The organism is Pseudohongiella sp. (assembly GCF_040877505.1).
Taxonomy (GTDB): domain Bacteria; phylum Pseudomonadota; class Gammaproteobacteria; order Pseudomonadales; family Pseudohongiellaceae; genus Pseudohongiella.
In genome coordinates this window covers 41541-57357 of sequence record NZ_JBBDNQ010000010.1, presented here as the reverse complement: position 1 = coordinate 57357, position 15817 = coordinate 41541, and the positions used below count along the sequence as shown (strand labels likewise).

General features: G+C 57.6%; 14 protein-coding genes. All 14 read right to left on the bottom strand.

Features of this window, described 5'->3' with window-relative positions:
- Positions 1 to 127: 127 nt before the first annotated feature.
- On the bottom strand, positions 128 to 1138 hold the full coding sequence (gene truD / locus WD071_RS03490) for a tRNA pseudouridine(13) synthase TruD (protein ID WP_368046940.1): 1011 nt from the start codon (positions 1136 to 1138) through the stop codon (positions 128 to 130).
- A gap of 39 nt (positions 1139 to 1177) precedes the next feature.
- The gene (gene ispF / locus WD071_RS03485; RefSeq protein ID WP_368047007.1) at positions 1178 to 1657 is read right to left on the bottom strand and encodes a 2-C-methyl-D-erythritol 2,4-cyclodiphosphate synthase; all 480 of its coding nucleotides are present in this window, start codon (positions 1655 to 1657) and stop codon (positions 1178 to 1180) included.
- A gap of 5 nt (positions 1658 to 1662) precedes the next feature.
- A complete protein-coding gene (ispD, locus tag WD071_RS03480) occupies positions 1663 to 2454 on the bottom strand; it encodes a 2-C-methyl-D-erythritol 4-phosphate cytidylyltransferase (protein WP_368046939.1) in 792 nt (263 codons plus the stop codon).
- Between the two features lie 4 nt (positions 2455 to 2458).
- Positions 2459 to 2728: a cell division protein FtsB gene (gene ftsB / locus WD071_RS03475; protein WP_368046938.1), complete on the bottom strand. Its 270-nt coding sequence runs from the start codon at positions 2726 to 2728 to the stop codon at positions 2459 to 2461.
- A 33-nt stretch (positions 2729 to 2761) separates the two neighbouring features.
- Entirely contained in the window at positions 2762 to 4057 is a 1296-nt protein-coding gene (gene eno / locus WD071_RS03470) for a phosphopyruvate hydratase (protein ID WP_368046937.1), read from the bottom strand.
- Between the two features lie 62 nt (positions 4058 to 4119).
- Positions 4120 to 4968, bottom strand: coding sequence for a 3-deoxy-8-phosphooctulonate synthase (gene kdsA / locus WD071_RS03465; RefSeq protein ID WP_368046936.1), 849 nt, complete (start codon positions 4966 to 4968; stop codon positions 4120 to 4122).
- A complete protein-coding gene (locus tag WD071_RS03460) occupies positions 4965 to 6599 on the bottom strand; it encodes a CTP synthase (protein WP_368046935.1) in 1635 nt (544 codons plus the stop codon). Before WD071_RS03460 ends, kdsA begins: the two co-directional genes overlap by 4 nt.
- A 64-nt stretch (positions 6600 to 6663) precedes the next feature.
- Positions 6664 to 8112, bottom strand: a complete 1449-nt coding sequence (gene tilS / locus WD071_RS03455; protein ID WP_368046934.1) for a tRNA lysidine(34) synthetase TilS — start codon at positions 8110 to 8112, stop codon at positions 6664 to 6666.
- Positions 8113 to 8145: 33 nt separating this feature from the next.
- Entirely contained in the window at positions 8146 to 9099 is a 954-nt protein-coding gene (locus WD071_RS03450) for an acetyl-CoA carboxylase carboxyltransferase subunit alpha (RefSeq protein WP_368046933.1), read from the bottom strand.
- A 61-nt stretch (positions 9100 to 9160) separates the two neighbouring features.
- Positions 9161 to 12778, bottom strand: coding sequence for a DNA polymerase III subunit alpha (gene dnaE, locus WD071_RS03445; RefSeq protein WP_368046932.1), 3618 nt, complete (start codon positions 12776 to 12778; stop codon positions 9161 to 9163).
- A gap of 50 nt (positions 12779 to 12828) precedes the next feature.
- On the bottom strand, positions 12829 to 13443 hold the full coding sequence (gene rnhB, locus WD071_RS03440) for a ribonuclease HII (protein ID WP_368046931.1): 615 nt from the start codon (positions 13441 to 13443) through the stop codon (positions 12829 to 12831).
- Positions 13440 to 14606, bottom strand: coding sequence for a lipid-A-disaccharide synthase (gene lpxB / locus WD071_RS03435; protein WP_368046930.1), 1167 nt, complete (start codon positions 14604 to 14606; stop codon positions 13440 to 13442). Before lpxB ends, rnhB begins: the two co-directional genes overlap by 4 nt.
- A complete protein-coding gene (gene lpxA / locus WD071_RS03430; RefSeq protein WP_368046929.1) occupies positions 14606 to 15400 on the bottom strand; it encodes an acyl-ACP--UDP-N-acetylglucosamine O-acyltransferase in 795 nt (264 codons plus the stop codon). Before lpxA ends, lpxB begins: the two co-directional genes overlap by 1 nt.
- On the bottom strand, positions 15373 to 15816 hold the full coding sequence (gene fabZ / locus WD071_RS03425) for a 3-hydroxyacyl-ACP dehydratase FabZ (protein WP_368047006.1): 444 nt from the start codon (positions 15814 to 15816) through the stop codon (positions 15373 to 15375). Before fabZ ends, lpxA begins: the two co-directional genes overlap by 28 nt.
- Position 15817 lies beyond the last annotated feature (1 nt).

Here is a 15817-nt window from a genome sequence, read left to right as displayed (position 1 = left end):
CCAGATTTGGAGTGTTCAAGCAATCGTTCCCTTATGTGTCATGTTAAAGCGAGCCTGCCCGGCTATGCAGCTATTGCCGACGATGCAGTTATTGCCGACGATGCAGTTCTTACCTGCGATGCAGTTCTTAATAGCCACAAAGTTCATGTAATACTGCCGTGGCATAGGTCCCCGTCGGCAGCGTGAATTCAATCTCCAGCGTGCCGTCATCAGGCCGCCGATAGTCTAAAGCCTTAACCGGCAAACGCAAACTGCGCCGTTCCTGTTGCAATCCGTAGCGCGGCAACGCCGCACTGAAGACAGCCATCTCATCTGCCACTGCCTGTTCCAGTGCTGCCGCCGAATCCCGGCTGGCCAGCGCACCCTGTCCCCACAACGGGCCGGTCGGGTGAATATCCATGTCGGCGAGTCGTTGCGGCAGGTCTGCGTCATCTGCGCTGGAGACAAAAACACTGCCACTGCCATTCAGGTTCATGACATCGCCCGGCAACCAGCGGTTCCAGTTGCCGGCCGCCACACGCCGGGCCAGCACCGCATTAAACAGCGCCGAGCGGGCCGCAGACAGCCACATGCCGCGTTCCAGTCGACCGCGCGGCCTGGTTTTACCGGCAAACCAGGCTTCGGCATTGGCCAGGTTAGCGTGACCGAAGCGCTGCTCACCAAAATAATTCGGCACCCCCGAGTGCTCAATGGCCTGCATGCGAATGTCAAGATCCTGCCAGGCGTCACTCAATGACACCCCGTCTGCCGCCTTGACATCACGCAAACGAATGCGGAACTGGTTGCTGCGATGACTGCCGCGGCGCAACTTGCGGCTGTTGCGCAACTGCTGCTCAATAATCAAATCGTCCGACTCGATCTGCGCCAGGCCGCCAAGGTCATGGCCGGCACTGTTTTTGGGCCAGTGCAGGCTGAACCATTGCGTGCAGACACCGTGTTTGTCCTTTTGTCCCGACCAGCTGATATCACCCTGGCGCAGTCCGGTGGCCCGCGCCAGGCGCCCGGCAACGTCACTGGTGGTAATGCCGGTCTTGCGCACTTGCAGCCACAGATGCTCACCCTCCCCGCTGCACTCAAAACCCAGCACTTCATTGACCACAAAGTCATCCATCGCAACTTTGAATCGGGCCTGTAACAAAGGCGTGCCGAGAGACCGGGGCAGCGGCGGCAGCTCCACCTAGCGGTACAACACAACAACAGCGTGGGTTTCGATACCTTCGCGGCGCCCGACAAATCCCATGCCCTCGGTCGTTGATGCCTTCACATTGACACGCGCCACGTCAACATTCAGCAACTCCGCCAGTCGTTTGCACATGGCCGGGATATGTGGCGCCATTTTGGGTGCCTGTGCCAGAATCGTCATGTCTGCGTTGGCCAGCGTCCAGCCACCGTCTGCCACCATAGACACGACCTGTTGCAGCAACAGAGCACTGTCTACATTCTTGTAGGCCGCATCATTATCCGGAAAATGACGGCCTATATCACCACGTCCGAGCGCGCCCAGTATGGCATCACACAACGCATGGATGAGCGCGTCACCATCAGAGTGCGCCAACAGTCCGCGCTCATAGGGTATGGTGACACCGCCCAGTATCAAGGCGCGTTGATCATCGGGCTCGGCGAACCGGTGTGCGTCATAACCATGTCCGGTTCTGATATCTTTCATTCCAGTATGCCTGTATATGCCTGTGTTCCAGTTTCAGCCGTGGCGCGTGTCTCCAGCGCCTGCGCCTGCGCCTGCAGAATCAATTCCGCCAGTTGCAGATCCTCTGCATAGGTAATCTTGATATTGTCCTTGTGACAAGGCACCAGTTGCGGATGCTCGCCAGCCCATTCCATGGCCGAGGCCTCATCAGTGAGTGTGACACCTGCCGCTGATGCTGCACGTAAGGCATCACGCAAGCGCTGAAACGGGAACAGTTGTGGCGTGCAGGCGGCCCACAACGCGTCGCGGTCGACGGTCTGCACAACATGACGCTCACTGTCAGCACGCTTCAGGGTGTCACTCACCGGCAACGCCAGCAAACCACCGCTGCTACCTTTTGCGCCCTTGCCCTTGCCTGTGCCCTCGCCTGCGGCCAGTTCCAGCAAACGCAACATATCATCGACCCGAACACACGGGCGCACGGCATCGTGCACCAGCACCCAGTCATCTGGTCCCGCCAACCCGGCCAGCGCGTCCAGGCCATTGAGTACCGACTGCCAGCGATCTTCACCGCCCACGCAGGTCAGTACTTTGTCGCGCTCCGGGTTATAGACTGAATTGTGCCGCGCCCAGTGTCTGTCGTCCGGGCTCAGCACCAGCATGATACGCTCCACCTGCGCCAGAGCTGACAGCCGCGCAAGCGTCAGCGACAACACTGTCTGCCCGTTGATTCGCAGATATTGTTTGGGGATGGCAACCTGCATGCGGCTGCCAATACCGGCAGCGGGGACAACAGCCCAGATCGTCATAGGCCTATTCGATAATCATGTAAAAGGTTTCATCTTTGCGCGTCATGCCCAGGTCGGCGCGCGCGCGCTCTTCCACAGCCTCCAGGCCATTTTTCAGATCCAGCACTTCGCTTTCCAGCATCTGGTTGCGCTCGCGCAGAGCTTCGTTTTCCTGCTGCTGCACTGCCAACTGTTCTTCCAGCCGGTTCAGGTCGGCGACGCCACCGTCACCGACCCACAATCGCCATTGCAAGACCAGCAAAACCAGAACCAGCGCTGTCACCAGTGCTTTCATAAGCCAGAGACTCTGTTGTTGTCGTCAGGGCGGTCAGTTAACGTGACGGAACTCCTCAATGCCGCGATAAATCGCCTTGCTGCCCAGTTCCTGCTCAATACGCAGCAGTCGATTATACTTGGCAACACGATCCGAGCGGCACAGTGAACCGGTTTTGATCTGACCCGCACCGGTTGCAACCGCCAGGTCCGCAATCGTGGTGTCTTCGGTTTCACCCGAACGGTGTGAGATCACAGCAGTATACCCTGCTTTTCGTGCCATGCGGATCGCTGCCAGCGTTTCGCTCAGTGTACCGATCTGATTGAATTTGATCAAAATCGAGTTAGCGATATCTTCATCAATGCCGCGCGCCAGAATATCGGTATTGGTCACAAACAGATCATCACCAACCAGTTGCACCTTGTTGCCGATTTTTCGCGTCAGGCGCGCCCAGCCGTCCCAGTCGCTTTCATCCATGCCGTCTTCAATGGACAGGATGTTGTAATCGACAGACAGCTTTGCCAGGTAGTCAGTAAATTGCGCCGCATCATAAACGGCGTTTTCACCTTTTAGATTGTATTTACCGTCTTTGTAGAATTCGGATGAGGCACAATCCAGCGCCAGGCGGATATCACTGCCCATCTTCAGGCCGGTGCTCTCTACGGCCTTGGTGATGGCATCGAGCGCCGCCGCGTTGGACGGCAGGTCGGGGGCAAAACCGCCTTCATCGCCCACTGCTGTGCTCAGCCCCTGTTGCTTCAGAACCGATTTCAGGCTGTGGAAAATTTCGGCGCCATAACGCAGCGCTTCGGCAAAGGTGGGTGCACCCACCGGCTGCACCATGAATTCCTGGATATCAACATTGTTGTCCGCGTGCTCACCACCGTTAATAATGTTCATCATCGGCACCGGCAAACTCATGCTGTCCTGGGTGCCGTTCAACTTTGCGATCCATGCATACAAGGGCTGTTTATTGGCCTGGGCCGCAGCCTTGGCCGCAGCCAGTGACACCGCCAGAATGGCATTGGCGCCGAGCTTGGCCTTGTTCGGAGTTCCGTCCAGGTCAATCATCATCTTGTCTATTGTCGCCTGATCAGCAGCATCATGACCCAGCAGCAGATCACGAATATCCTTGTTGATATGCGAAACTGCCTTCAACACGCCTTTGCCCAAGTAACGTGAAGGGTCCTTGTCGCGCAGCTCCAGGGCTTCGCGTGAACCGGTGGAGGCGCCCGAAGGTGCACAGGCACTGCCCATGATGCCATTGTCCAGCGTCACGTCTGCCTCAACGGTGGGATTGCCGCGGGAATCCAGCACTTCACGTGCGCAGATGTCTTTGATGATAGCCATAGTATTTCCTGTTCTGCTTTGTCTGTTTAGATGCTTTTCTTAGCGAGTGCTTTTCTGACCCGTTATTCGGTATCGATTGTCGGGAACGTTTTCACCAGATCATCGACCTGTTTCATTTGCAGCAAAAACGCCTCCAGTTTGTCCAGCGGCAGCGCGCAGGGGCCGTCACAAAGCGCCTTGTCCGGCTGCGGGTGCGCCTCCAGAAACAACGCTGCCAGCCCCTGACTCATGCCGGCCCGGGCCAGTGTGGTGACATCGGCGCGGCGGCCATCAGCACTGGCGGCCAGGCCACCGGGCTTCTGCAGGGCATGGGTGACATCAAACATCACCGGGTAACGGAACTTTTTCATCACCGAGAATCCCAGCATGTCCACCACCAGATTGTTGTAACCAAAACTGGAGCCGCGCTCACACAGCATCAACTTGTTGTTTCCGGCCTCTTCGAATTTGCGCAGAATATGCCGCATCTCTTCCGGCGCCAGGAACTGTGCTTTCTTGATATTGATGAAGGCACCGGTGCGCGCCATCGCCGTCACCAGATCGGTCTGCCGCGACAGAAAAGCTGGCAGTTGCAGAATGTCCGCCACCTGAGCCACTGCTTCGGCCTGTGCCGGTTCATGAACATCGGTCAGCACCGGCACGTCAAATTTCGATTTGATGGCCTGCAGTATCTTCAGGCCATTCTGCAGACCCGGGCCCCGGTAGGAATTGATCGACGACCGGTTCGCCTTGTCAAAGGAGGCCTTGAACACATACGGAATACCCAGCCGACCACAGACGTCCACATAGTGCGCGGCGACCTCCATGGCCAGCTCGGCTGACTCCAGGACGTTCATGCCGCCAATCAGGACAAACGGCAGATCATTGCCGAAGCGCACCTGCTCATTTAGCTGTAAGTGAGCAGCATTCATTTGTCTCTCGCCGCCTGATGCGCCAGGGCCGCATTCACAAAACCGGTAAACAGTGGGTGGCCATCGCGCGGGGTGGAGGTGAATTCGGGATGAAACTGACAGGCAACAAACCAGGGATGATCGGGCGCTTCGATGACCTCAACCAGCTCACCGTCCATGGAACGGCCAGCGATGATCAGGCCGGCGGCCTCCAGTGCCTGCAGGTAATTGTTATTGACCTCAAAGCGATGACGATGGCGCTCAACAATCACGTCCTGGCCATAACATTGATGTGCCAGGGAGCCCGTCTGCAACCGGCACTCCTGCGCGCCCAGACGCATGGTGCCGCCCAGATCGGAATGTTCGTCACGCACTTCAACACCACCATCGGCGGTCATCCATTCGCTGATCAGGGCCACGACCGGATCTTTGCAGTCGGGTTTGAATTCAGAACTGTGGGCTTCCGGCAGGCCCGCTTTGTTGCGGGCGTACTCGATCACGGCCACCTGCATACCCAGACAAATACCCAGGTACGGAATTTTGTTTTCGCGGGCGTACTGTACCGTGCTGATCTTGCCTTCGACCCCACGCAGACCAAATCCGCCCGGCACCAGAATCGCGTGCACGCCTTCCAGCAACGACGTGCCATGCACCTTGATGTCGCTGGAGTCGATGTACTTGATGTTGACCCGGGTGCGGGTCTGAATGCCGGCATGACTGATGGCTTCGATCAGAGACTTGTAGGCATCCAGCAGCTCCATGTACTTGCCGACAATAGCGATATTGACTTCACGGTCAGGATTGAGCTTGGCATCCACCACCCGGTCCCACTCGCCCAGGTCGGCCGCGGGGCAATCGAGGCCAAATTTGCTGACCACAATTTCATCCAGGTGGGCAGCACGCAACATCGATGGCACCCGGTAAATGGTATTGGTATCAGGCAATGACACCACCGCTGGCAAATCCACGTTGGTGAACAGGGCAATTTTGCGCCGCGCTGACTCAGGGATTTCCTGCTCGGAACGACAAATCAGAATATCAGGCTGGATACCGATGGAGCGCAGTTCTTTCACCGAATGCTGGGTCGGTTTGGTTTTGGTTTCGCCGGCGGTGGCAATGTAGGGCACCAGCGTCAGGTGCATGAACAACGCTTTTGACGAGCCCAGTTCAACGCGCATCTGGCGCACGGCTTCCAGGAAGGGCTGGGATTCGATGTCACCCACCGTGCCACCGATTTCGACCAGCGCTACATCGGCACCGGCCGCACCATCAATGACGCGGCGTTTGATTTCATCGGTAATATGCGGGATAACCTGAATGGTTGCGCCCAGATAATCACCGCGACGTTCGCGCCTGATGACCTCTTCGTATACCCGACCGGTGGTGAAATTGTTGCGTGCGCTCATCGTGGTGCGAATAAAACGCTCATAGTGGCCCAGATCAAGATCTGTTTCTGCGCCGTCTTCGGTCACAAACACTTCGCCGTGCTGGAACGGGCTCATGGTACCGGGATCCACGTTGATATACGGGTCCAGTTTGAGCATGGTGACCTTGAGTCCGCGGGCTTCGAGAATCGCCGCGAGAGATGCTGAAGTGATGCCTTTGCCGAGTGAGGAAACCACCCCACCGGTAATGAAAATATATCGCGTCATTTAACGCCCCATCCTGTGTCGCTGATGGGGCTACAGATTACCAGAAGCGCCCAGCATCGACAAATTAAATATGATCCTGTCGCGAAGGCGTCTGCCAGCTCACTGCCCAGCCCGCACCTTCATCAACAGCCTGAAAACCGTCACACACACCAACCCCGACAATCCAGGCCAGCTTATGATCGATATACAACAAGGGCGTCCGCTCACGCACCCACGGTGGCAATGCGGACTCCTGCAGAATTTTTTTTAATGGCCGTTGTGGCCGACCGGGCAAGGCACAAACCTCACCACCGCGACGATAACGAATCACACACTCGCCTGCAGGCAAGCGCATGACCTGGTGTTTTTGCGCACCAACGGGTTGATACAAACGCAGTGAACCATTGCCGGGCAACACCCTTGCCACATAACGCCCGTCACCTTGCGGGCGCCATGCGTAACCCTCATCCGGTTGCGCCGGAACGTCATCCAGCGCCTCTATCAAGTACAATTCATCGCGAAAGCGGCGCAACTGCCAGTGCTGCCAGTTGATCTGCGGTTGCGCATCATCGCGCGCACTCAATAACTCATCCTGTACCCGCTGTACCAATCGCCAGCCGGGCACCTGTTCTGTTTCGCGCAGCAGCCAGTGGCGAATGACCAATCGCTGCCTGGCTGCCGACAGATTCCGCACCCCCGCACAGCTCAATCGATTGCTGTCGGGCGGCGACAGCGTAAGCAGCAACTGCCCGGCCAGCTCGCTGAGTATCAAATCAGCGTCGGCTCCCAGCGCCGCCGTGCGTGCCACACTTTGTCGCCAGCCTGGCCAATGCTCTGCCAGTGTCGGCATCAGCCGGTGACGCAGATAATTCCGGCTCAACGAATCATCGCCGTTACTGTCATCATCATGCCATTGCAGCGCATTGGCCCGGGCCCAGCCCGCCAGTTGCGCCCGCGTCGCCGCCAGCAAGGGTCGCCACAACACACCGGCTCCCAGCGCGCGGCTTTCCGGCATGCCCGCCAGGCCGCGCGGCCCGGCGGCGCGCAGCAGGCGCAGCAATACTGTTTCCAACTGATCATCCTGGTGATGTGCCAGCAGCAGCGCCTCATCTGCCGCCAGTTCCTGCGCAAACACCTGGTAACGAGCATCCCGGGCCACCGCCTCCGGACTCTGCCCCGGCGCGCGCTGCACCGTTACCCGATGCGCAACACAGTCGACATCCAATGCCCGGCAGACTGCCAGGCAATGCGCCTGCCAGGCATCCGCATGGGCGCTGATGCCGTGATTGACATGCACAACGCGCAAGCCCGCAAAAGGCAGTCTCTGCTGTGCATGCAACTGATGGCAGGCATGCAACAACACCATGGAATCGAGGCCGCCACTGACCCCCAGCAGCAAGCGCCGACAGGCCGGTTGCTGCTGATGCAAACGCAATAAAGCTGACACCAGAACCTCGACCGGGTTCTGGTGAGCAGTTTCATGCAAAGACGTTTGCTCGCGGGAATAATCTGTATCGGCAGTGCTGTCGGTCATTGGCATGCGCCCTCAGGCCCATGTTGACGGCGCTCAGCTGCTGATGCCATAACTCATCAGGCGCTTGTAGCGGCGCTCCACCAGGTCATCAATGTCCATGCCCTGCAAACGCTCAACCTGATCAATCAATGCCGTTTTCATGTTGCGCGCCATCGCTTTCACATCACGGTGGGCGCCACCCAGCGGCTCAGGAATCGTGGTATCCACAATACCCAGCTCTTCCAGGCGGGTTGATGTGACACCCATCGCTTCGGCGGCGTCAGGTGCGTGCTCGGATGACTTCCACAAAATGGTCGCACAGCCTTCGGGCGTGATCACGGTATAGGTGGAATACTGCAGCATGTTCAGATGATCGGCGATGCCAATGGCGATGGCGCCGCCGGAGTTGGCCTCGCCGGTCACGGTGGCGATCAGCGGGGTTTTAACCCGTGACATCATGGCCATGTTTTCGGCGATGGCTTCATTGATGCCACGCTCTTCAGCGTCAATGCCCGGGTAGGCGCCAGGCGTATCGATAAAGGACAGCACTGGCAGCTTGAAGCGCTCGGCCAACAGAATCAGGCGACGCGCCTTGCGATAACCTTCCGGACGCGGCATGCCAAAGTTGTGCCGCACTTTTTCCTTGGTACCACGGCCTTTCTGATGACCAATGACCATCACCGGCTTGCCGTCCAGGCGCGCAATGCCACCAATCAGTGCCATATCGTCAGCGAACAACCGGTCGCCGTGCAATTCGTCAAAATCATCAAAAATATGCTGAATATAATCAAGAGTATAGGGCCGCAGCGGATGGCGGGCGACCTGCGAGATCTGCCACGGACTCAGGTTGCCGTAGATCTTCTCGGTAAGCTTGGTATTCTTTTCCTTAAGTTTTTGAATTTCATCACTAATATTGAGATCGTTGTCATCACTGACAAGACGCAGTTCATTGATCTTGACCTCAAGATCAGCGATGGGTTGCTCAAAATCCAGATAATTCGGGTTCATAAATACGTCAATTCCGGCCAAAGTCGGTCAATTAGGGCTGCAATGATAGCAAATATAAGCGTCAGCGGTAAGCAATGCTGACAGCGTTTGCACCACACAGCAGATGCAGTTCCTGTATCAGGTTCTGGTCTGGCAATACCTGCCAGTGCTCGCCCAGTTGCAGACAGCCGGCAATTTCCGGCCGCCGGTAGCGTATGCGAACCGGACAACTGACCGGCGCCAGCGGTGCCATCAACGCCGCATCGGGCGGCACCGGGGGCTCCTCAGGATGACTGTCAACAGCACCGGCCGCCGTCTGATACACCGGTATCGGTGCCGGCGTTTGCCGATACGGCTGCAACACCCCGGCCAGTCGGCTGGTGAAACCGGGCGTCAATTTGTCAGCCTCAAGCTCCAGCTCGATGGCTTTGGCAAAGCGCTGGCGAGCCTGGGTCAGGTTCAGCACCTCACGCGCCCGCCCCCGCATGGCTCCTTTGAAGTCATCCATAGACACCTGGCAGTCCACGACCAGGATGGCGTCTTTTTGCAGGAGTTCGCGGAACTGCTCGTACTCCTTGGCGAACAGCGAGATTTCCAGCCGACCACTGCGGTCATCCAGGGTAATAAAAGCAATATTGTCACCGCGTTTGCTGCGCATGGTACGTGTGCTGACCAGCAGCCCGGCCACCCACTGGCTTTCCCGCTCCGGGCGCACATTGGCCAGCCGGTCACGGGTCAGCTGTTTCAGTTCCGGCAGATATTCATCAATGGGGTGACCGCTCAGATACAGACCCAGGGTGTCACGTTCGGCCTGCAGGCGTTTTTGCTGGGTCCAGGGCCTGACATTGAGCACGCCGGCGCTGACCTCCGGCTCGGGTACCGGCGCTATATCACCAAACATGTCGAGCACCCCGGCGGCCTGGTTGCGGCTGCTCTGTTCAGCGGCCTGCACGGTGTCTGGCAGCGCCGCCATCAACTGCGCTCTGGTGGTATCGGTATCGGCATCGACCAGGTGGTCCAGCGCCCCAGCCCTGATCATGGCTTCCAGCGCCCGCTTATTGACCGCGCGCAAATCCAGACGCGAACAGAAATCCAGTAGCGACTTAAAGTCGCCACCGGTGTTACGCGCCGCAATGATGGCGTTGATCGGCCCCTCGCCCAGACCCTTTATCGCGCCCAGACCATACACAATTTCGCCCTGTTTGTTGACGGTAAAATTGTAGGCACCCACATTCACATCAGGCACTACCAGTGGCAGCTTCATGTCCCGGCATTCTTCAATCAGGGTCACGACCTTGTCGGTGTTCTGCATATCGGCAGACAATACCGCCGCCATGAAGTACGCCGGGTAATGCTTCTTCAGCCAGGCCGTCTGATACGACACCAGCGCGTAGGCGGCCGAGTGCGATTTGTTAAAACCGTAACCAGCGAATTTTTCCATCAAGTCAAAAATGGATCCCGCCAGTTCGGCGCTGATGCCACGATCAGCGGCGCCATTCAGGAAGAAGCTGCGCTGCTTGTCCATCTCTTCCTGCTTCTTTTTACCCATGGCGCGGCGCAGCATGTCCGCGTTACCCAGAGTGAAATTGGCCAGCACCTGGGCGATCTGCATCACCTGTTCCTGATACAGAATAATGCCGTAAGTGTTTTTTAATACCGGCTCCAGATCCGGGTGCGGGTAACTGCTATCGGCGCGCCCGTGTTTACGGTTGATAAAGTCATCCACCATGCCCGACTGCAACGGACCGGGGCGAAACAGAGCCACCAGGGCCACGATATCTTCAAAACAGCTGGGCAGCAGTTTGCGGATCAATTCTTTCATGCCGCGCGATTCCAGCTGAAAAACGGCAGTGGTTTCAGCGCGCTGCAACAGCTCGTAAACCCGCACATCGTCCAGCGGAATATTGCGGATATCGAGCTTGTTATCCTGGTGCGCCGGTTCCTGCGCGTTGATCATTTTGACAGCCCAGTCAATAATGGTCAGGGTGCGCAAACCCAGAAAGTCGAATTTCACCAGGCCCGCAGTTTCGACATCATTCTTGTCAAACTGGGTGACCAGGCTATCACCGTTCTCGTCACAGTACAGTGGTGAGAAGTCAGTCAGGCGGGTCGGCGCAATCACCACACCACCGGCGTGTTTACCCACATTACGGGTAATGCCTTCCAGCTTGAAGGCCATCTCCATGATTTCCTGCGCATCTTCATCGCTGTCGATAAACTCCGGCAGCTGCGGTTCCATTTCCATGGCCTTGGTCAGTGTCATGCCCGGCTCAAACGGAATCAGTTTGGACAGTTTGTCGGCCAGGCCATAAGACTTGCCCTGCACCCGTGCCACGTCGCGCACAACTGCTTTTGCCGCCATGGTGCCAAAAGTGATGATCTGCGACACCGCCTCCTTGCCGTACAGCTCAGCCACGTGGGCAATCACCCGATCACGGCCTTCCATGCAGAAGTCGACATCAAAGTCAGGCATCGACACGCGCTCCGGGTTCAGGAAGCGTTCGAACAGCAGGTCATAACGCAAGGGATCCAGATCGGTAATGCCCAGCGCATACGCCACAATGGAACCGGCACCGGAGCCGCGGCCCGGTCCTACCGGAATATCATTGTTCTTGGCCCACTGGATAAACTCCATCACGATAAGGAAGTAACCCGGGAACCCCATCTGAATAATCACATTCAACTCAAAATCCAGACGTTCATAATACGGCTGGCAGAAGCCGGCAAATTCTTCTTCGGGCGCCTGTTTTCCACGAATCTCATGAAACAGTCGGGGCAGGTGCTGATCCAGGCCTTCGCGACTGACCTGGCGAAAATATTCGTCCATGGTCAGCCCTGCGGGCACCGGATAATTCGGCAGATACGGTTTGCCCAGCTCCAGCTCCAGTGAACAGCGCCGCGCGATCTGCACGGTGTTCTCAATGGCCTCGGGCAGGTCGTCGAAAAGCTCAAGCATTTCTTCCGGGCTGCGCAGGTATTGCTGCTCGGAGTAGTGTCGCGGGCGGCGCGGGTCATCCAGCGTGCGACGTTCGTGAATACACACCCTGACCTCATGCGCTTCAAAGTCGTCACTGTGGATGAAGCGCACATCATTGGTTGCCACCACCGGGCAGCCGGTCTCGGCCGCCAGCCTGATCGCCGCCTGCAGGTAAGGCTCTTCACCCTGACGTCCGCAGCGCTGCAGCTCCAGATAAAAACGGCCCGGGAACAGTGTCATGTATTCGTCCAGCACCGCACGGGTGGTCGCGTGGTCACTTTCCATCAGGCTGCGGCCGACTTCGCCGCTCATGCCACCGGATAAAGCAATCAGACCATCAGCATTGGCGTGCAGCCACTCCCGGCGTATCTGGGGCTCGCCGTGGCCAAGTTTTTCCGTGTAGGACAATGAAATCAGACGGGTCAGGTTCCGGTATCCCTGCAGGTTCATCACCAGCAGCACCAGCGGAAAGGGTTTGTCCGGCCGCTCCGGATTTTCCAGCAGCACATCGCAGCCGCAGACCGGCTTGATGCCCTGCGCCATCGCCGCCGTATAGAATTTGATCATGGCAAACAGGTTGGCGTGGTCAGTGACGGCCACTGCGGGCATGGCCATCCGGGCGGTGGCTTCGACCAGTGGTTTGACACGCACCAGGCCGTCGACCACGGAGTACTCGGTGTGTACGCGCAAGTGCACAAAATTTGTCGGAACCAACCGGCTCATACCCTCTCCAGAATTTGTTCTTGTCAACACCGGCCTTCAGGGTCCGGGTTTTACTGATTCAGTGCCGTCAGGCAGCGTGCCACCGGGGCATACGAGCGGCGGTGCTCAGGGCACGGGCCCAGTTGCTGCAGTGCTGCCATGTGTGCCCGGGTCGGGTAGCCCTTGTGTTGCGCAAAACCGTAACCCGGATAGCGTTGATCCAGATCGACCATGACACGATCGCGTGCCACCTTCGCCAGCACCGAGGCTGCCGCTATGCAGTCGAGCCGGCCGTCGCCCTGCACCAGCGCTGTTGCCTGATAATGCCATTGCGGACAAAACTTACCATCAACATAAACAAAGTGCGGCTGGGTTGCCAGCGCTGTCACTGCTTTTTTCATTGCCAGCAGACTGGCCTGCAGAATATTGATGCGATCGATTTCCGCCGCGTCCACACTGACAATGGCAAAGCTCACTGCCTGTGCCAGAATCAGGTCAAACAGGCGTTCCCGGCGAGCCTCGCCAAGCTTTTTGGAATCATTGAGCCCCGGCAGGTCGTACTGCGCGGGCAGAATCACGGCGGCCGCATACACGGCACCGGCCAGGGGGCCACGGCCGGCTTCATCAACACCAGCAATCAGCGTGTCGGCGGCGTGCGCAGGCAATGTCGACACCCGCTGCATCATGCATCCTCTGCGATCAACCGGCATACCGCGCTTGCGGCCTGCTGATCTGCATCCAGGCGGATGGACTGGTGAATGGTCTCAAATGCTTCATACAGGTTCTCCTGCCGCGCAGGGTCACCCAGCCATGCCAGTACCTCGGCGCTGACAGTCGCTGGCGTCACCTGGTCCTGCAGCAGTTCGGGTACCAGCTCGCGGCCGGCCAGCAAATTGGGCAGCGAGATGAACGGCACTTTGACCAGGCGTTTTGCCAACGCCCAGGTCAGTGCCGACAAGCGGTAACACACCACCATGGGCCGCTTTAACAACAGCGCTTCCAGTGTCGCAGTGCCCGAGGCGAGCAGCACCATATCCGATGCCTGCATGGCTTCATGAGAGCGCCCATCCGATACGGTAAACGCGTGTCGTGCCGTGGTTTTCTGTTGCAGAGCCTGCTCCAGCATACTGTCAATTTGTTCGCGCCGACGTTCGTTGGCACAGGGAATCACAAACCGCAGATCAGGCCGGTGCTGCAGACATAACAAGGCGGCTGCGATGAACACCGGGCCCAGACGTTGCACCTCGTCCTTGCGGCTGCCGGGCATCAGGCACAACACCGGCAACGACGCCGGCAGCTGCAATGCATCGCGTGACTGTTGACGAATCAGGGTCTGATCCTGCCCCGGTGCAATTCTGTCGGCCAGCGAATGTCCCACGCAGTGCACGGCAATACCGTGCTGCTGATAGATATCAGATTCAAAGGGAAACAGGGCCAGCATCAGGTCTACAGCGCGGGCAATTTTTTTGATGCGGCCTTTACCCCAGGCCCACACGCTTGGGCTGACATAATGCACGGTTTTGATGCCGGCATCATGCAGGTTCTGCTCAAGGCGAAGATTAAAGCCGGGCGAGTCGATGCCAATAAAAACCGCAGCGCGTTCGGTAACAAAGAGCCTGACCAGATCACGCTTGAGCCTGAGCAGTTCAGGCAGGCGGCCCAATGGCTCAACAAATCCCATCACCGACAGGCGCTCCATCGGCGTGATGGATTCAAAACCCTGGGCCAGCATCAGCGGGCCGCCGACACCGGCAAAACGGGCATGGGGATAACGCTGGCGTATGGCCTGCATCAGGCCGGCGCCGAGCATGTCACCCGAAGTTTCTCCAGCCACCATGCCTATCAGCATCAGCGATGTATGCCCTTGGCCGAGCCTTGAATGGATTGCAGCAAGACATCAATGGCGGGATTTTCAGCCGCCATCGGGGCCAGCTGCGCCTGCGCTTCCTGCAGACTCAAACCTTTCTTGTAAATGGTTTTAAAAGCACGTCGAATCTCTTTAACGGTATCTGCGTCAAAACCGCGCCGCTCAAGACCGACTGTGTTGACACTGCGCACTGCTGCCGGGCTGCCACTGACAATGACGTAGGCCGGCACATCATGGGAAATGTGTGTCATGCCCCCTATCATGGCATGGGCGCCAATGTGCAGGAACTGATTGACCCCGGCATAACCACCCAGAATCACCCAGTCATCAACAATGGCATGACCGGACAGACCTGCATTGTTGGCAAACACCGTGTTGCTGCCCACGATGCAGTCATGGGCAACATGCACATAGGCCATCAGCAGATTGTTGTTGCCAATGCGGGTCACGCCGCCGCCCGAAGCCGTGCCCCGGTGCAGGGTACAACCTTCACGGATAATATTGCCGTCACCTATTTCCAGCCAGGTATCTTCACCGGCGAATTTTTTATCGGCCGGATCTTCGCCGACTGATGCAAACTGATAAACCGTGTTGTTTTTACCCATCCGGGTGTTGGCTTTGATGATGACATGAGAGCTGATCTCGGTGCCCTCACCAATCTCGACATTGGCACCGATGATGCTCCACGGACCGACACTGACATTGTCTGCCAGCCTGGCAGTGGGATGGATAATGGCGCGTGTATCAATCACTGTTCTCGTTTCCTCTCCGCACACAGGATGGTGGCTTCTCCGACCAGCTCATCACCTACCGAGGCACGACAGGCGAATTTGTAGATGCCGCGTTTGCTGGTAATAATGGTCGCTTCCAGGGTTAAACAGTCACCTGGCACCACAGGGCGTTTCAGACGGACGTTGTCTGCGCCCACAAAATAATACAGATAACCGTCTTTGGGCTTTTTTTCCTGACTCTTGAAACCCAGTACACCGGCGGCCTGCGCCAGTGCTTCGATGATCAGCACACCCGGCATGATCGGATAGTCAGGAAAATGGCCGTTGAAAAACGGTTCATTGACGGAGACATTCTTGTAAGCCACGATCGACTTGCCCATCTCCATGCTGACTACACGATCCACCAGCAAAAACGGGTAGCGTTGTGGCAGGTATTCCTTGATTTCTTCGACGTTCATCATC